This is a genomic window from uncultured Kriegella sp. (assembly GCF_963975415.1).
Lineage (GTDB): Bacteria > Bacteroidota > Bacteroidia > Flavobacteriales > Flavobacteriaceae > Kriegella.
Genome location: NZ_CAXBGN010000011.1, coordinates 15,855 through 33,702, shown reverse-complemented (window position 1 = coordinate 33,702; position 17,848 = coordinate 15,855). Strand labels below are relative to the sequence as shown.

At 41.6% G+C, this 17,848-nt stretch carries 17 protein-coding genes and 1 tRNA gene; 12 read left to right on the top strand and 6 right to left on the bottom strand.

Annotated features, from left to right (window positions below):
* Window positions 1-58 precede the first annotated feature (58 nt).
* The 6 genes from AACZ88_RS19305 to AACZ88_RS19280 all read left to right on the top strand — a co-directional run bounded on the left by AACZ88_RS19305 (window position 59) and on the right by AACZ88_RS19280 (window position 7,087).
* On the top strand, window positions 59-1,285 hold the full coding sequence (locus AACZ88_RS19305; protein WP_339713958.1) for an Nramp family divalent metal transporter: 1,227 nt from the start codon (window positions 59-61) through the stop codon (window positions 1,283-1,285).
* Window positions 1,286-1,356: 71 nt separating this feature from the next.
* Window positions 1,357-2,379 carry a hypothetical protein gene (locus AACZ88_RS19300; RefSeq protein ID WP_339713956.1) on the top strand — a complete coding sequence of 341 codons (1,023 nt, stop codon included), beginning with the start codon at window positions 1,357-1,359 and terminating at the stop codon, window positions 2,377-2,379.
* Between the two features lie 4 nt (window positions 2,380-2,383).
* Window positions 2,384-3,454: a hypothetical protein gene (locus tag AACZ88_RS19295; protein WP_339713954.1), complete on the top strand. Its 1,071-nt coding sequence runs from the start codon at window positions 2,384-2,386 to the stop codon at window positions 3,452-3,454.
* Window positions 3,455-3,550: 96 nt separating this feature from the next.
* A complete protein-coding gene (locus AACZ88_RS19290; protein WP_339713951.1) occupies window positions 3,551-4,741 on the top strand; it encodes a M20 family metallopeptidase in 1,191 nt (396 codons plus the stop codon).
* Between the two features lie 51 nt (window positions 4,742-4,792).
* The gene (locus AACZ88_RS19285) at window positions 4,793-5,665 is read left to right on the top strand and encodes a GNAT family N-acetyltransferase (protein ID WP_339713949.1); all 873 of its coding nucleotides are present in this window, start codon (window positions 4,793-4,795) and stop codon (window positions 5,663-5,665) included.
* A 135-nt stretch (window positions 5,666-5,800) separates the two neighbouring features.
* Window positions 5,801-7,087: an exo-alpha-sialidase gene (locus AACZ88_RS19280; protein WP_339713946.1), complete on the top strand. Its 1,287-nt coding sequence runs from the start codon at window positions 5,801-5,803 to the stop codon at window positions 7,085-7,087.
* A gap of 147 nt (window positions 7,088-7,234) precedes the next feature.
* Here the strand turns inward: AACZ88_RS19280 and AACZ88_RS19275 are convergent.
* Window positions 7,235-7,307 (bottom strand) — tRNA-Lys (locus AACZ88_RS19275).
* A 135-nt stretch (window positions 7,308-7,442) separates the two neighbouring features.
* Between AACZ88_RS19275 and AACZ88_RS19270 the strand changes: the two genes are divergently transcribed.
* Window positions 7,443-7,964 (top strand): shikimate kinase, encoded by a 522-nt coding sequence (locus AACZ88_RS19270; protein WP_339713943.1) that lies wholly within the window; start codon window positions 7,443-7,445, stop codon window positions 7,962-7,964.
* Window positions 7,965-8,105: 141 nt separating this feature from the next.
* Here the strand turns inward: AACZ88_RS19270 and AACZ88_RS19265 are convergent, their stop codons facing one another.
* Window positions 8,106-8,603, bottom strand: a complete 498-nt coding sequence (locus tag AACZ88_RS19265) for a phosphoribosyltransferase family protein (protein ID WP_339713940.1) — start codon at window positions 8,601-8,603, stop codon at window positions 8,106-8,108.
* A gap of 47 nt (window positions 8,604-8,650) precedes the next feature.
* On the bottom strand, window positions 8,651-9,079 hold the full coding sequence (locus tag AACZ88_RS19260; RefSeq protein WP_339713938.1) for a S4 domain-containing protein: 429 nt from the start codon (window positions 9,077-9,079) through the stop codon (window positions 8,651-8,653).
* 76 nt (window positions 9,080-9,155) lie between these two features.
* Between AACZ88_RS19260 and AACZ88_RS19255 the strand changes: the two genes are divergently transcribed.
* Window positions 9,156-9,989 carry a hypothetical protein gene (locus AACZ88_RS19255; protein ID WP_339713935.1) on the top strand — a complete coding sequence of 278 codons (834 nt, stop codon included), beginning with the start codon at window positions 9,156-9,158 and terminating at the stop codon, window positions 9,987-9,989.
* Between the two features lie 94 nt (window positions 9,990-10,083).
* On the opposite strand, the gene AACZ88_RS19250 is transcribed toward AACZ88_RS19255, so the two are convergent.
* The 3 genes from AACZ88_RS19250 to AACZ88_RS19240 all read right to left on the bottom strand — a co-directional run bounded on the left by AACZ88_RS19250 (window position 10,084) and on the right by AACZ88_RS19240 (window position 12,587).
* Entirely contained in the window at window positions 10,084-10,677 is a 594-nt protein-coding gene (locus AACZ88_RS19250; protein WP_339713932.1) for an outer membrane beta-barrel protein, read from the bottom strand.
* 46 nt (window positions 10,678-10,723) lie between these two features.
* A complete protein-coding gene (locus AACZ88_RS19245; RefSeq protein WP_339713929.1) occupies window positions 10,724-11,677 on the bottom strand; it encodes a transketolase C-terminal domain-containing protein in 954 nt (317 codons plus the stop codon).
* A gap of 64 nt (window positions 11,678-11,741) precedes the next feature.
* On the bottom strand, window positions 11,742-12,587 hold the full coding sequence (locus AACZ88_RS19240; protein WP_339713927.1) for a transketolase: 846 nt from the start codon (window positions 12,585-12,587) through the stop codon (window positions 11,742-11,744).
* A 167-nt stretch (window positions 12,588-12,754) separates the two neighbouring features.
* On the opposite strand from AACZ88_RS19240, the gene tgt reads away from it, so the two are divergent.
* From tgt to dnaB, 4 genes are all read left to right on the top strand, one after another.
* Window positions 12,755-13,885, top strand: coding sequence for a tRNA guanosine(34) transglycosylase Tgt (tgt, locus tag AACZ88_RS19235; protein ID WP_339713925.1), 1,131 nt, complete (start codon window positions 12,755-12,757; stop codon window positions 13,883-13,885).
* Window position 13,886: 1 nt separating this feature from the next.
* Window positions 13,887-14,966: an LptF/LptG family permease gene (locus tag AACZ88_RS19230; protein WP_339713922.1), complete on the top strand. Its 1,080-nt coding sequence runs from the start codon at window positions 13,887-13,889 to the stop codon at window positions 14,964-14,966.
* 177 nt (window positions 14,967-15,143) lie between these two features.
* A complete protein-coding gene (locus AACZ88_RS19225) occupies window positions 15,144-16,097 on the top strand; it encodes an acetyl-CoA carboxylase carboxyltransferase subunit alpha (protein ID WP_339713920.1) in 954 nt (317 codons plus the stop codon).
* Window positions 16,098-16,265: 168 nt separating this feature from the next.
* Window positions 16,266-17,810, top strand: a complete 1,545-nt coding sequence (gene dnaB, locus AACZ88_RS19220) for a replicative DNA helicase (RefSeq protein ID WP_339713918.1) — start codon at window positions 16,266-16,268, stop codon at window positions 17,808-17,810.
* Window positions 17,811-17,848: the final 38 nt, after the last annotated feature.

Below are 17,848 nucleotides of genomic sequence, written 5' to 3'. Positions count from 1 at the left end.
ACCAAATGAGAGGAATCCAAATAAATGGAAAAATAATAATACTTAAATCAGATTATATATGCCAACTCCCTCAATAAAGGAAGGCTCAAAAATAAAAAGGTATTTAAAAAAAATCGGTCCGGGTATTATTACGGCGGCACTGGTCTTTGGTCCCGGAAGTCTTACAATAAACACCAAGTTGGGCGCCAGCTTCGGGTACTCGTTGCTTTGGGTGTTGGTACTTACGGTGATATTGATGACGGCATTTACGAAAATGTCAGCCAGAATCGGACTTGATAGTTCCGTTTCTTTTATCGAACGGATTAAGAACGAATTGGGCAGGCCCCTTGCTTTTTTGGTGGGCATCGGTATTTTTTTGACTACGGCCTCTTTTCAGGCCGGTAATACGGTAGGGGCCGCGGTCGCATTTTCCGAACTATTTTCTACCTCCTTGGTACTCTGGATCATATTGTTTACTTCGGCCGCTATTTTCTTGCTATTCTTTAAATCCTTTTATAAAATTCTGGAAAAATTGATGATCGGGCTGGTGGTACTCATGCTACTTTCTTTTTTGCTCACCATCATTATGGCATCACCCGATATCTCAGAAATCCTCAAAGGGTTTGTTCCTTCGATTCCCAAGGGCTCAGAATACCTAATCATTACCTTGACCGCATCGAGCTTTTCCATTGTGGGCGCTTTTTATCAATCTTACTTGGTGAGGGAAAAAGGTTGGAAACCGAACGAAGTTAAAGACTGCATGAACGAAAGTCGCAACGGTATCATTGTCTTAGGTCTTCTTTCGACCTTGGTCATGCTCTGTGCGTCGGCGGTGCTACACCAGAACAATATCGAGGTGCGCAGTGCCTCTGATCTGGGAATGGCGTTGGAGCCATTGTTCGGGCCGCTCACTTCAAGTGTTTTTATGATCGGTTTTTTTGCTGCCTCTTTTTCGTCGATGGTAGGCAATGCCACTATCGGGGGGGTAATATTGGCCGATACCTTTTTCTCCGAAAGCAACCTGAGCAGTTTTAGGGTCCGATCGATGATAATTTTAGTTGTGCTGATCGGGGCCGTGGTGGCCTACATATTCGGAGCGCTTCCTTTGGAGCTTATCATTTTTGCTCAAGGAATAACAATTATGATTGTGCCCTTGGCCGCTGTTATCATCCTGATTTTTGCAAACTCCAAAAAAATGGCCGTTGAATTAAAGAATACAAAATATTCAAATGTGATGGGCGTAGTGGGTATTCTTGTGTTATTGCTAATGTCTGCTTATAGTATTGATTATTTATTTTTTAAATAAAAAAAAATGAATGAACACAAGCAAATTAGTTTTTGCTTGCCAGCAGCAGAAATAATTAAATTTTTAAATAGATGAAAATTCAAAATGTAGATGATCTTGAGGCGAAATTGGCGGAGGCCACGCCGGAACTTATTGATGATTTGAGGAATGTAGACGGTGATATTATGATTTTGGGCCTAGGCGGCAAAATGGGACCGAGTCTTGCTAAATTGGCCATCAACGCTATTCGGGAAGGAGGTCTTGATAAAAAAGTATTGGGTGCTTCGCGATTTTCGAACAAAGCGATGAGAGACGAACTAGAGGCCTATGGAGTGCAGACCATAGCGGGAGACTTGTTGGATGAAAATTTTTTACAGAACTTGCCCGACTGCAAGAACGTCATCTATATGGCCGGCAATAAATTCGGCACCTCTGGGAACGAGCATTTTACTTGGGCCATGAACGCTTACCTGCCGGGAAGGGTCGCCGAAAAATACAAAGATTCAAAAATCGTGGTCTTTTCAAGCGGTAATATCTATCCGTTTATGCCTGTAGAAAGTACAGGAGCAGATGAAGGTGTGCCACCAAGCCCTATCGGGGAATATGCACAATCTTGTCTGGGTAGGGAACGGGTCTTTGAACACTTTGCTATCAAGAACAACACCCCGATGTTGATCTTTCGATTGAATTATGCCGTCGATCTACGATATGGGGTGTTGTGCGAGGTAGCGAAATCGGTATTCCATAAGAGACCGATCGATATCACCACGGGTTATGTGAATGTCATTTGGCAGGGTGATGCCAATAGTTATGCCCTGAGATCCTTACGGCATTGTAAGACGCCTCCCCAAAAGTTGAATTGTACGGGGCCAGAGGTTATTCCCATCGAATGGTTGGCCGGCAAATTCGGGGAATTGATGGACAAACCTGTTGAATTCATCGGAACATCGGCACCTACAGCACTGCTCAACGACGCCTCTTATTCCTTTGAACTCTTTGGAAAACCCACGGTAAAACTTGACGAAATTATAACATGGACCGCCCATTGGGTGATGAACGGTGGGGAAGATTTAGGTAAACCCACTCATTTTCAACAACGTAAAGGTAATTTTTAAACGTATGCAACAAGAATTGAAACCCGAAATAAAGGAACTGCTTTTTAATGGTACTGTAATACCGGCACATCCGTTGGCCCTGGATTCGGAAAGGAACTTTGATGAATTCCATCAACGCTTATTGACCCGGTATTACGTCGCCTCCGGGGCCGGGGGCATCGCCGTAGGCGTACATACCACACAATTTGAAATACGGGACCCTGAAGTGAACTTGTACGAAAAAGTACTCTCCGTGGCCGCCGACGAGGTTTCCAAAATAGGGCCGGGGCGGCCATTTATAAAAGTTGCAGGGGTCAGTGGCCCGACCGAACAGGCGGTAAAAGAAGCGTTGATTGCCAAAAGCTTATGGTACGACCTGGTATTGGTAAGCATCAACGGGCTGGGCGATTGGTCGGAAAGCGACCTGCTCGACCGGGCCCGCGAGATCGGGGAACACATGCCACTCTTTGGGTTTTACCTACAGCCATCGGTCGGCGGAAAAGTGCTCAGCGAAAATTTTTGGAAAGATTTTGCAGAAATACCGAGCGTTCAGGCTATTAAAATAGCCCCGTTCAATCGGTATCAATCCCTCGAGGTAGTCCGGGCGGTCTGCAATTCTTCACGGTGCAGTGATATTGCCATTTATACGGGCAATGATGATAATATCGTCAACGATTTGTTGACGACTTACCAAATTCATACCGATAAAGGAATCGTGGAAAAGGAAATCGTCGGGGGCCTGTTAGGCCACTGGGCGGTCTGGACGCAAAAGGCGGTCGAATTGCTGAAAACCGTAAAAGAAATTAAAAATGGGGAAAATCAAATGGGCAGGGCAATGCTTACCGAGAATATCAAGGTGACCGACGCCAATGCCGCTTTCTTTGATGCGAAGAACAATTTCGCAGGCTGTATTGCCGGAATCCACGAAGTGTTGCGAAGGCAAGGACTGTTGAAAGGGATATGGTGCCTGGATGTCGGGGAGAAGCTGTCCCCCGGGCAAAAAGAGGAAATAGACAGGGTATATCGAGAATACCCCGAGTTGAACGACGACGCTTTTGTTATGGAGAATATTGAAAGTTGGAAAAGAAATATTTAAGTGGAGTTCCTAATATTTGTTGAAAGATTAAATTAAGTAATATTCCGGGCGTTTAAAGCAGCTACTTTTCATAACGTTTGGTAAAAAAGCTAATACATGGATTTGCAAAGCGGTATTAAAAACTTGGCCCAAAAATATGCTCCCGATTTTGTAATAGTTCGTAGGTACTTACATCAAAACCCCGAACTTTCATTTCAGGAGTATAAAACCTCGGAATATATCAAAGCACAACTGGAAGATATCGGCGTTACCGATATTGTTTCAGTGGCTGAAACAGGTCTTTTGGCTACCCTACAGGGCAATGGAAAAGGAAGGACTCTGCTGTTGCGAGCCGATATGGATGCATTGCCGATACACGAGACCAACGCTATACCTTACGCTTCACAAAACAAGGGTGTCATGCATGCCTGTGGTCACGATGCACATTGTGCATCACTTTTACTCTGCGCCAAAATTTTATATGAATTGCGACATGGGTTTCAGGGAACGGTAAAGTTACTTTTTCAACCGGGCGAGGAGGTGATGCCTGGTGGAGCAAGTTTGGTTATGAAGGAACCTGAATATCAAGAATTGGGCATATTACCGCACCTAGGTCAACATGTACAACCCAATCTTCCGGTAGGGAAGGTGGGATTTCGCCCCGGAAAGTTTATGGCCAGTATGGATGAACTGTTTGTAACCGTAACCGGAAAAGGTGGACATGCGGCAATGCCCGAACATTTTGTCGACCCCGTTTTAATAGCGTCGCACCTTATCGTGGCCGCTCAACAATTGGTCAGTCGAATGGCCTCCCCGAAAGTACCGTCCGTATTGTCATTTGGTAAAGTTTGTGCCAATGGTGCGATCAATATAATTCCTGATGAAGTTACCATTGAGGGAACGTTTAGAACGATGGATAGGACATGGCGTAAACAGGCACTTGAAAAACTGGAACACATGCTGACTTCAATAGCGGAAGGTATGGGCGGCAAATGCGATTTACGTGTCAACCATGGCTATCCCCACCTTGACAATGATACGGTCTTGACCGAGGAAATGAAGTCAAGCGCAGTTTCTTATATGGGGCAGGACAATGTGGTAGCTTTAGATCAGTGGATGGCAGCCGAAGATTTTGCTTATTATGCTGAAAAACAGCCCGCTTGTTTTTATCTTTTGGGTGTTGGCAACGAAGCGAAGAACATTACTTCAGGGTTGCATACCGCTACCTTTAATATAGACGAAAGAGCATTGGAGCTGGGTGGAGGATTGATGGCCTGGTTGGCTTTAGACCATTTGGGGAAAGAATAAAAAAGCTTCTCTTTTTTAAAGTAGAAATGATTCATATGGAATTGCGACTTTATGAGAAAAATGAGCGCTTCTGAATATAGTTTAAGGCGCTTGAGTCGATATGATGTTAGAAAAGCTATCCTATTGTCAAACGATGAAAGCTGGAACCAAACGGAAGCCGATTGGACATTTTTAATAGAAAATCCTAAGAATGCCTCTTTCGGTGTCTTCGATAACGAAAGACTTATCGGAACGGTTACAGCGATGAAACATGACTGTATTTCTTGGATAGGTATGGTGTTAGTCGATAAAAGCTATAGGGGCAGGGGTATTGGTAAAACCCTAATATCAACAGTGCTCAAAGCTATCGGTCTGGGGCAATCGATTGGGCTAGATGCGACCCCGGCCGGTAAAAAAGTATATGCAAAATTTGGCTTTCAAGAAGAATATAGGATCCACCGTATGACCTCGCCCGGAGTTTCTTCGAAGACGCTTAATTTCATTGAAGACTGTGGTATTAGACCAGTTTCTGATGACGATATGGTCAATATATGCGCCTATGATGCAATTGCATTCGGTGCCAAGCGTAATGAACTTTTAGAATTTCTTCTTGCCAATAATCGAAAAAATTGCTTTCTCTTTGAAGAGAACGATAAAATTGAAGGTTTTGTTTTAGGCAGAACAGGTTCCAACTATTATCACATCGGGCCACTTATGGCATCTTCCGTCAAGATAGTTGAGCTTCTGATTCTAAAGGTGATAAAGCAATTAGAAGCTCAGGCAATTCTTCTAGATGTTGTTGCCGATAAAATGGAGTTGGTTGGTTTCTTGGAAAATCTCGGTTTTAGCAAAAAAAGACATTTCATTCGCATGTATCAAGAGGAGAATCTGTATTCAGGTTTATTAGAGGCTCAGTATTTAATAGGGGGACCTGAATATGGATAGGGCGTCAAAACTTATAATTATGGATAAAATAGTTAAGATTCCCTTTCTATACCGAAGAATCCTATTTTCGATTTTTACCAAATCAAATGAATAAGGTTCACACGCTATAAATACAAAAGGTGTAAATTCGGGAAAATGAAAAACAAGGAGCAAATGAATACGGCATTAAGCAGGTTACCTGTTTTTGGTACGATGTTTTTTACACTACTATTTTCGATTATAGGGTGTCAAGAGGTGCAAAAAGGGAATTATCCTAATGCAGCATACAATACTGAATCTCCATTAATGCTTCAAGGCGATTGGTTCGAAAATCCACATGACATAAAGTTTGATCTATTACCAAAAATCCCGTATGAACATGCGGTTGTCAGTAATGTTCAAGGCGATAACGATAGTTTGGAATACACCTTTTCAGGTCACACCTTGAAAGGCGGTGTCAATCAGCATAACTACCTGACTTTCCATGCGAATAAATTTTGGCTCATGTGGAGCGATGGTCCCGGTGTTGAGGACCGGGTCGGGCAAGTGGTGAAATACGCTACAAGCCTGGATGGACTCGAATGGACCGAACCTAAAATGATGACCCCGTATCCGCCGAATTCAGGCCCTTCCTCAGAATTTTACAATACTAGGAATCCTAAAGGGTTGCGCTGGATCTCGCGAGGGTTCTGGCATTATAAGGGAGACCTTTTAGCCTTGGCGTCTTTAGACGAGGCTGCCGGTTTTTTTGGACCGAGCTTGGAGTTAAGGGCATTCAAATGGGACGAGGTTGGCGAAACTTGGAAGGATGATGGTTTGATCATGGATAATGCGATTAATAATTTTCCGCCAAAGAAAATTCCGTCGGGAGAACTGATGATGTCGCGAAGGGGGTACGACTACAAAGAAAAAGGGGTAGACTTTATGGTCGGGGGAATCGACGGAAAAGACAGTTGGACGGTTTTTCCCGTCTTGGGAACGAACAGTGAATTGGCGGCGGAGGAGCCCTATTGGTGGGTGCTGCCCGATGGAGAAAGTCTTATGGCACTATTTCGCGATAACCGGCAAAGTGGCTATTTGTATCGGGCCTTTTCCACGGATAACGGCCGTAGTTGGTCGAAACCTGTACAGACCAATTTTCCTGATGCCCGATCGAAGTTCCATGGTTTGAGATTAAGCAATGGAAGATATGTACTGGTGTCTAATCCACACCCTAAGAAAAGGGACCCCATTGCATTGTCGATCAGCGATGACGGGATGGTATTCACCAAAATGGGGTATTTGATGGGCGGGCGACAAATCGATTACCCGAACGTCATCGAACACGAAGGTTATATTCTGATTGCCTTTGCCGGATCGACCAAGCAGAAAATAGAGGTCTTGAAAATCAAAATCTCCGATTTGGACAAATTGGATATGTCTGATTATCCCAATCGTTTGTGATTTAAAATCTCGTGAAGCTGATCTTTGCATAAACACAACAATTGTTCTTGATCCTCTTGATCCTTGAAAATCCTATGAAACAGGACCAAAAACAAAAATTCCAACCTATTTTCATAAGTTGGAATTCTAAGTTTTAAGCTTTAAAAGTGACCTGGCTGGGGCTCGAACCCAGGACCCTCTCCTTAAAAGGGAGATGCTCTACCAACTGAGCTACCAGGTCAAAATAAATTTCCTATTGCTGTTAGCGGGTGCAAATATAAGATCATTAATTAATTTACCAAGAACATTTGGGGAGAAATTTTAAATTTCTTTGAAATGAGATGAAAATACACCATTTTCGTATCAAATTAGAACAATGAAAATAGTGCTTATAGGCTACATGGGAAGCGGAAAAACAACAATAGGTAAAAAAATAGCCGATAAACTAAAATTCGATTTTTTAGATTTAGATGATTATATCATTGCATCGGAAAAAATGGCCATCCGGGATATTTTTAAGGAAAAGGGAGAACTCTACTTTAGAAAAAAAGAACATGAGTATCTTAATGAGGTTTTGACGACAGAGCGAAACTTAGTGCTTTCAACGGGTGGCGGAACTCCTTGTTATGGCAAAAACATGGAAACTATTCTTAAAAACACTCCCAATGCCTTCTATCTTCGTGTGTCGATCAAAGAATTAGCGCAACGACTCTCCAAAGAAAAAGATTTTCGCCCGTTGATAAAAAATATACCCGATGCCGATTTACCTGAGTTTGTGGGGAAACATTTATTCGAACGAAGCTTTTTTTATACGAAAGCCGCCCATACCATAATGTGCGATAACAAGGCACCTGAAGATATTGTTAAAGAAGTTGAGGCGCTCATAGCGAGTTCCTAGAAGTTCCTGTAGCCGCAAATAGAATTTTAGCAGGGGACATTTCCGAAAAGTGTATTAAGGCCGTTAAATCCGTTTAAATTAAGCCTGAGTTTTTTTGCTTTAGAAAGAGGAGTTTATTTATAAATGTGGCGTAAACTTTAGCTAATCCAAATAGACCATATCATTTTTTGTCTGAAAATTGACATGTACGTGTTCTTGAAGCGATGTGGAGAGTGAAATTCCCTTATAATCTGCTTTGACCGGATATTTTTTATGATTTCTGTTGACCAAGACGGCAGTTTTCAATTGCTTAAGCGGATTTTTAAGAAAATGATGGGCACCATAGATCAGGGTAGTACCAGAGTTTAAAACATCATCGACCAAAACCACTGATTTATTGATATATGCAGATTCTGGTATCGAGGTAGTCACGCCACTTTCCAGCGGGTTGCTTTTGTCCATGCTCACTTTGCAAAGCGTAATTGTGGCATCCGTGATTTTCTTTAAAACGGTCTGTATTTTTTTTGCAAACTTCAGGCCGCCACCATCGATACCTGCAATAATTATTTCCTTTTCCTCAACATTGGCCTCATAGATTTGATAGGCGATACGTCGTATTTTGTGCTGTATTTCTTGATGTGATAAAATTGTGTTTTGCATTCCGCTAAAATTTATGAATCAAAGATAGCGAAACCTCTTCTAAAAAATTAAAGGTCTTCTTTTTCCGATGTGTCCGTAGTCGACTTTTTTTCGTCCGTATTTTTTGAAGCTGGGGAGTCCAGGTAATCATCTATTTCCCTACGGTCTTTTTTGGTGGGCCTTCCTGCGCCTTTTTTTCGATAGTAGTCTTTTGAATATTGTAAAAGTTCAGTGTGTTCAAAGGCAGAGGTGGGTGTGGTATCTTTTCTGTAGATGTCGACCAATTTGGCGCCCACCCTGTTTTTAGGAATGTCGAGCACGGTAACTTGGTGGTTTATCTGGTTCTTACGAACGATCAACTCATCCATTGGGTATACTTCCCGCGAAGGTTTTACCACACTTCCATTGACTTTTACATGGCTCTTTTTGCACGCTTCAGAGGCTTGGTTGCGTGTCTTAAAATAACGAATACACCATAGGTATTTGTCTATTCTCATATTCAGTGACAATTCTTTGTTAACGACTTCTGCAAAAATAGGGAAAATTGTATCTTGCGCCCTTTAAAAGCAAATAATGACCGTACCCAGAATTCTTGCAGTGTTTTTTTTGATGATTACCGTTTTGTCTTGTAATAAGGATGATGATTCTGTTGAAGTTGAGCCTCCACGGGCCTTGAGCGAGGTGTCGGTGGAAAACGAAGCAGAAATTCAAGAGTTTCTAAAGACCCATTTTTACAACTACGATGAGTTTGCGACTCCGCCAGAGAATTTTGATTATAAAATCAAAATCGAGGAAATACCTGAAGGCGATACCGAAAAACTACCATTGTCCGATTTTGTGGAAAGAGAAGAGATATTACTATCTTCCGAGGATTTAGCATTGGAAGATGGGGAAGTGAATGTACCGCACTATATGTACTATTTATCGGCGCGTGATGGTGTTGGGCCGAGCCCTACGGTAGTAGATTCCATTTACCTTAGGTATGAAGGCACACGAACCGATGGGGATGTTTTCGATAGCCGTTTAGGGGAGCCATTATGGTTTGATTTACAAGGAACTTTGACTCAGGCGAATCCGGGAAGTTTTGTAAAAGGATTTAAGCTAGGGGTGACAAAGTTCAATTCAGGTGGCGAAATCATTGAAAATGAAGATGGCACCTTTGAAGTCGCTAATTTCGGTTCTGGACTGATTATTATGCCATCAGGACTGGGATATTATAATAGTACCAATGTTGGTGCCAGCTATGCGCCACTTATTTTTAATATTCAAATGTTGGTTGCCATAGAGGCAGATCATGATAATGATGGCATTCCTACAAAAGATGAATTGGAAATCGATGCCGATGGCAATGTTACGCTTATCGATACCGACGAAGATGGTATTCCCGATTATTTGGATACAGAATAGGTCAAGAGGCTAAATACGGAACAGAAAATAAAAATCCGCTTGGGGGGAATTCCCAAGCGGATTTTTTGTGTGATTGTACGTAATTTTGGGCTTCTTATATTTTCAAAGAAAGGCTTAAAATTAGCTGATCGGGTCTGGTGTCGATCCGGTCGCCTGTTGGTATGCTATTGCTGTTTATAATGGAAACTTCGTTTTCAGTAAAACCCCTTTCATACCTTAAGTCTATGCCTAGCTTGCCTAGTGAAACGCCAGCACCTATATTTAAGCCAACAGTAAAATCGTTTTCAACATCCCCGATGGTTATACCCTCGAAATCAGTGTCTAAAATATACTGAAAGGAGGGCCCGGCGAATACGTTCAGAGGCCCGATTATCTTGGCTCCGACAAGAATAGGGGCATCCAACTTACTCATCTTAAACTCATCATTGTCATAATCTGATTTGATGCGGGTATAGATCAATTCAGGTCGTAGGTATAAACGATTACCTAACTTACCGAAGATGCCGAAATGGTATCCTAAATTTTTATCGGGGTTTTCGTAGGCATCAGCTATGGAATGAAAATAATCCCCATTTCCACCATAATTTAAACCACCCTTAATACCAAAACCGGAACCAGTTTGCGCAAATGTGGCCGTACCAAGCAAAGCGAATACGGCCACAAGAAGTGTTTTTTGTACTTTTTTCATAATGTTCTCGTTTTAATACGTAATGGTATCAAAAACGATACCATTATCATTTTCTTTTCAATACCCTCAAAACGGCTTTTGATATGGCTTTATTGTTCAGACCATACTTCTCCATAAGCTGTTCGGGAGTGCCACTTTCACCAAAAGTATCTTGGGTAGCCACGAATTCTTGCGGCGTAGGATGCTGGTTAGCAAGGGTTCGGGCGATGCTTTCACCTAATCCACCCAAATAATTGTGTTCTTCGGCGGTCACGACACAACCTGTTTTTTTAACAGACTTTAACACGGCTTCTTCGTCCAACGGTTTAATGGTATGAATGTTTATGACTTCGGCAGAAATACCGTCGGCTTCCAAGTTCTCGGCAGCTATCAATGCTTCCCATACCAAATGCCCCGTGGCGATGATAGTCACATCGGTACCTTCGTTGAGCATCAATGCCTTTCCGATTTCAAATTTTTGATCGACAGGGGTGAAATTTGCCACTTTAGGTCGACCGAACCGAAGATAAACAGGACCTTCATGATCTGCGATCGCCAAGGTAGCAGCTTTTGTCTGATTGTAGTCACACGGATTTATCACGGTCATACCAGGCAGCATTTTCATGAGCCCGATATCTTCTAAAATCTGATGTGTAGCACCATCTTCACCTAAGGTAACCCCTGCGTGCGAAGCGCATATCTTGACATTTTTACCCGAATAGGCGATTGATTGTCGTATTTGGTCGTACACCCTGCCGGTAGAGAAATTGGCAAAAGTTCCCGTAAATGGAATTTTTCCACCAATTGTCAAGCCGGCCGCAATGCCCATCATATTAGCCTCGGCAATTCCTATTTGAAAGAAACGTTCCGGGTTTTCATCAATGAATTCCTGTATTTTTAAAGAGCCTACCAAATCGGCACAAAGGGCTACAACATTTGGGTTGGTTCTGCCCAATTCGGTCATTGCCGCACCGTAGCCGCTACGTGTATCGTTTTTTCCTTGGTCTATATATTTTTTCATTCAATTTTGTTTTGATCACCCTCTCAATTGCGAGGATCTCGGGTTAATGATGGTACAGCTTCGTTTAATAGTCACCCAAAGTTTCGGCATTTTGTGCCAAAGCGGTTTTAAGTTGTTCGTCATTGGGTGCTTTACCGTGCCAAGCATGGGTGTACATCATAAAATCTACGCCATGTCCCATTACGGTGTCCATAATAATACAGACAGGTTTGCCTTTACCAGTTCGGCTTTTGGCTTCCTTTAAACCGTTAATTACAGCTTCTAAATTGTTTCCTTCCTTTATTTCCAAAACATCCCAGCCGAAAACCCTGAATTTTTCACCAATGTCGCCCATAGGTAAAACATCTTTGGTTGCACCATCGATTTGCTGCCCGTTTAAGTCGATAGTTGAAATTAAGTTGTCAACATTATTACCAGCGGCATACATAATAGCTTCCCAATTTTGACCCTCCTGTAACTCGCCATCACCATGCAGACTATAGATCAAATGTTGGTCATTGTTCAATTTTTTAGCCAACGCGGCACCAATGGCGACCGACATACCTTGTCCCAGTGAGCCTGAAGCAACCCGTACTCCGGGAAGACCTTCATGGGTCGTAGGGTGGCCTTGTAAACGTGAATTGATCAATCGAAAAGTACTAAGCTCTTTAATAGGGAAATACCCTCTTCGTGCCAGAACACTATAAAAAACGGGAGAAATATGTCCGTTGGATAGAAAGAAGAGGTCTTCGTTCGTACCATCCATATCAAACCCTTCCTTTAGTTCCATAACTTCATTGTACAAGGCGACAAGAAATTCGGTACATCCTAAGGAACCCCCGGGATGACCTGAATTTACATTATGTACCATGCGCAGAATGTCTCTTCGAACCTGCTGTGTAAGATCTTGCAATTCTTCTATTTTCGGCATTTTTCGGTTTTCATTAAATGACCTCAAAAGTAAAGGCAATCTTTTGTGTATACAAGTAGATGTTATAATATTTTATCAACCATGGGGAATTTCTGTGGAACTTTATTTTTTTCTTAAGGATGTTATGCTCTCTAGTTGGTTATATTTGCGACTTTAAAATCAATATATTGAAATTTACCCTTAATCAAACCGATTCTCAAAGTAAGGCAAGGGCCGGAACAATGATTACCGACCACGGCGTTATCGAAACACCTATTTTTATGCCTGTAGGCACGGTAGCATCGGTGAAGAGCGTGCACCAACGGGAGTTGAAGGAAGATATTAAGCCCGATATCATTTTGGGTAATACATACCACCTTTTTCTTCGCCCCAAAACCGATATATTAAAACAGGCCGGTGGATTACATAAGTTTATGGGCTGGGACAGTAATATTTTGACCGATAGCGGTGGTTATCAGGTTTATTCATTGTCAGCTAATCGAAAAATAAAGGAAGAGGGCGTTAAGTTTAAATCGCATATCGATGGGTCGATGCATATGTTTACCCCAGAGAATGTCATGGAAATACAACGCGATATCGGGGCCGACATCATTATGGCCTTCGATGAATGTACACCTTATCCTTGTGATTATAACTATGCCAAGAGGTCAATGCATATGACACACAGGTGGTTGGATCGTTGCATTGCACATTTAGACAGGGTGCCTTATACCTACGATTATACACAATCATTTTTTCCGATTGTTCAAGGATCTACTTATAAAGATCTTCGAAGGCAATCTGCCGAATATATAGCCAATGCAGGAGCCGAAGGAAATGCCATTGGCGGACTTTCGGTCGGAGAACCAGCTGACGAAATGTATGCCATGGCCGAAATCGTTTGTGATATTTTACCCGAAGACAAGCCCCGTTATTTAATGGGGGTGGGAACACCCATAAATATTCTTGAGAATATTGCTTTGGGCGTAGATATGTTCGATTGCGTTATGCCCACGCGAAATGCACGAAATGGTATGTTGTTCACAGCACATGGTACCATTAATATAAAGAATAAAAAGTGGGAAGATGATTTTTCGCCTGTTGACGAAATGGGAATTACTTTTGTTGATACCGAGTATACCAAGGCATATTTAAGACATTTGTTCGCTGCGAACGAATATTTGGGGAAACAAATAGCGACAATTCATAATCTTGGGTTTTACCTGTGGTTGGTGCGTGAGGCTAGAAAGCATATTTTAGCGGGAGATTTCGCATCATGGAAAACCATGATGGTAAAACAGATGGACAAAAGACTATAAGGTGACCATTATAGATAAATACATACTGAAGCGGTACCTGGTCACTTTTGGGGTCATGTTGTTGCTTTTCATTCCTATTGGTATTATGGCCAATCTGGCCGAGCAGATCGGTAAAATGATCGATAATGAGGCCCCGGTGAACGAAATAATTATCTACTATCTCAATTTCACCATCTATATAGGTAGTCTGTTGTTTCCTATTTTTCTTTTTCTGTCAATAATATTCTTTACCTCCAAGTTGGCCGGGAACACTGAGATTGTCGCTATTTTAAGTTCGGGTGTTTCCTTTGGCCGGTTTTTAAGACCGTATTTGTTCGGTGCAACCATTATAGCCGTACTGATGTTGGTAATGGCTATGTTTATTGTCCCCAATGCTAGCCAAGGGTATAATGAATTTAAGTATAAATACCTTAAAAAAGGAAAGAAAGACCGCATCACCAGTAATATTTTCAATCAATTGAATGAAACCGATTATATCTATGTGAGCAGTTTCGATCCGGCCAGACAAATCGGTTATAATTTTACCTTCGAACGTTTTAATAAGGATAATAATTTGGACTTCAAGATTTCGGCAACCAACATTCGGTGGATTGAAAAAGATAGCTTGTATCGGTTAACTTCCTATAACAAGCGTCGTTTGATTGGCGACACCGCTATCGTAGAAACCAAAAGAAGACTTGATACACTCTTTTCGTTCAAAATAGATGACCTTACGCCAGTTTCATATATTGCTGAGACCAAAAATTTGTTCGAGTTGAATAAATTTATAAGGGAACAAAGGCGTAAAGGCGCCTCTAATATTAACAGTTACGTTCTGGTGAAATATAAGCGTTGGGCGTTGCCGATCACCGCATTTATTCTTACGATTATTGCCGTAGCGGTTTCTTCGGTAAAACGGCGTGGGGGTATGGGTATAAATCTGGCATTCGGCATCGGGGTGGCTTTTATTTATATCTTTTTTGATAAAGTTTTCGGAACCTTGGCCGAACAGTCGGGATTTTCGCCTTTATTGGCGGTAATTATACCTAATATCATTTTTGGCGTGTTGGCACTTTATCTGTTGCAGCAGGCGAAGCGATAACCATGGCTGTAAAATAATAAGGCTATTGATTTAGATAGTGGGACGATTTGCCCAGATGTTACATGCGATACCCAATAATTTTTATATAATTAATGAATTTAAATAGACATATGGATCGACCATAGTCTTTTAAAATTTTATATTTGCCTTTACAAACAAAAGAAACTTACCAAATTCATGGAATATCTTGATTTCGAATTACCTATTAAAGAGCTTGAAGATCAGCTTGATAAATGTATGGTAATCGGTGAAGAAAGCGATGTAGACGTGTCTGAGACTTGTAAGCAGATTGAAAAAAAGCTTGTCGAGACACGCAAAGAAATTTATAAGAACTTGACCGCTTGGCAACGGGTTCAGTTGTCACGGCATCCTAACCGACCCTATACTTTAGATTATATCAATGCCATTTGTGGCGATACGTTCTTGGAGTTGCATGGCGATAGAAATGTAAAAGATGATAAGGCGATGATAGGCGGCTTGGGCAAAATAGGTGACCAAAGCTATATGTTCGTTGGTCAACAAAAAGGCTATAATACCAAAACACGGCAGTATAGAAATTTTGGAATGGCAAATCCCGAAGGCTATAGAAAAGCCTTGCGATTAATGAAATCTGCAGAAAAATTCAATGTTCCCGTAGTATGTTTTATCGATACTCCTGGAGCGTACCCTGGAATTGAAGCCGAAGAACGTGGACAAGGAGAGGCTATCGCACGTAATATATTGGAGATGACCCGTTTAAAAGTGCCGATAATCGTTGTTATAATCGGAGAAGGTGCTTCTGGTGGAGCTTTGGGCATAGGTGTAGGTGATCGTGTATTGATGTTGGAAAATACATGGTATTCCGTTATTTCACCAGAATCTTGCTCTTCGATACTTTGGCGAAGTTGGGAGTATAAAGAACAGGCTGCTGAAGCTTTAAAGCTGACTGCTACCGATATGAAGAAATTGAAATTGATCGATGAAATTGTTCGCGAACCTGCAGGGGGAGCGCATAGCCATCGAGAAAAGACATTTGAAATCGTAAAAAACAAAATTATTTCCCATTTTCAAGAACTGGAAAAGTTATCACCAAAACAATTGGTTCATTCGCGCATGGAAAAGTATGCCGAAATGGGCGTTTTTAACGGATGATAAGCGGTTTTGTCAAGCGCAACTAAATCCACCGAATTATTTACTTCATTTTTTTAAGTTGTTAACACGTTTTCGTAACTTATCAACAATGTAATTGTTGAACAAGTGTGAACAACGTTCATACCTTGCGTAAAGTTAACTCAAGGTTAATTGTATACTTTCGTAGTCATGGAAAAATCGAACCCACTTGTTGGTCGTAAGATAGACAAATCAACTATCATAAATCTAGAACGGGGTAAAATACCACCTCAATCTGTTGATTTAGAGGAAGTTGTATTAGGTGCTATGATGATTGATAAGAAGGGAGTCGACGAAGTAATAGATATCCTACATCCTGATGCTTTTTATAAAGATGCCCATCGATTTATTTACGAAGCCATCTTTACCTTGTTCGAAACTTCGGAACCTGTCGATTTATTAACCGTTTCTTCCCAATTAAAGAAAGATGGAAAGCTGGAGGCTATTGGGGGCGATTTTTATCTGATAAAACTTACACAAAAAGTAGCTTCTTCCGCACATATTGAATTTCACGCAAGAATTATCTTACAAAAGTATATTCAAAGAAGCCTTATTAAGATTTCGAATGAAATAATCGAAGAGGCTTACGATGAAGGTACAGATGTATTTGATTTATTGGATACTGCCGAATCAAAGCTCTATGAAGTTACCCAAGGGAACTTAAAACGCTCGGCGGAGACTGCGCAGAATTTGGTCATACAAGCCAAGAAAAGAATTGAAGAGATTGCCAATAAGGAAGGTTTGAGTGGTATACCTTCGGGTTTTGATAAGTTAGACCGTCTTACTTCGGGTTGGCAACCGAGTGATTTGGTAATTGTAGCAGCACGACCAGGTATGGGTAAAACGGCCCTGACATTGTCAATGGCGCGAAATATTGCCGTTAATTCAAGTATTCCGGTAGCTTTCTTTTCCTTGGAAATGTCATCCGTTCAATTAATAACCCGTCTGATTTCTTCGGAAACGGGGCTATCTTCTGAAAAATTACGTACGGGGAAATTGGAGAAACATGAGTGGGAGCAGTTGAACGTTAAAGTTAAGACGCTCGAAACGGCACCGTTGTTTATTGATGATACCCCTTCACTTTCTATTTTCGACCTTCGGGCGAAAGCAAGACGACTGGCGTCACAACATGGCATTCGAATGATCATTATAGATTATTTGCAATTGATGACCGCCGGGGGAAGTCAAAAAGGAGGAAATAGGGAACAAGAAATTTCGACCATATCACGTAACTTAAAAGCATTGGCCAAAGAACTGAATGTACCAGTGATTGCACTTTCACAGTTGTCAAGGGCCGTTGAGACACGGGGAGGCAGCAAAAGGCCGATCCTCTCCGATTTACGGGAATCAGGGGCCATTGAACAAGATGCAGATATTGTCTCCTTTATTTATAGGCCGGAGTATTACAAAATTGACGAATGGGACGATGAGGAACGAACGCCGACACAAGGTCAAGCAGAATTTATTGTTGCGAAACACCGTAATGGTGGTTTGGAAAATATTCGTTTGAAGTTTGTCGGTAACTTAGGTAAGTTCGATAATTTAGATGATTTTGACTCTCCTTTCGAGTTCCAGTCGAAAATGAATGCAGAAGATGAAAATCCGTTTTTGACCAAAAACCTGCCCAATGCTGACGAGGCTTTTGGTAGTTCGATGAACCCAGGGCCAGATGCAGACGATGACGTACCTTTTTAATTAAGTAAATACATTAGTGTATCATGACAGGTCAAAGG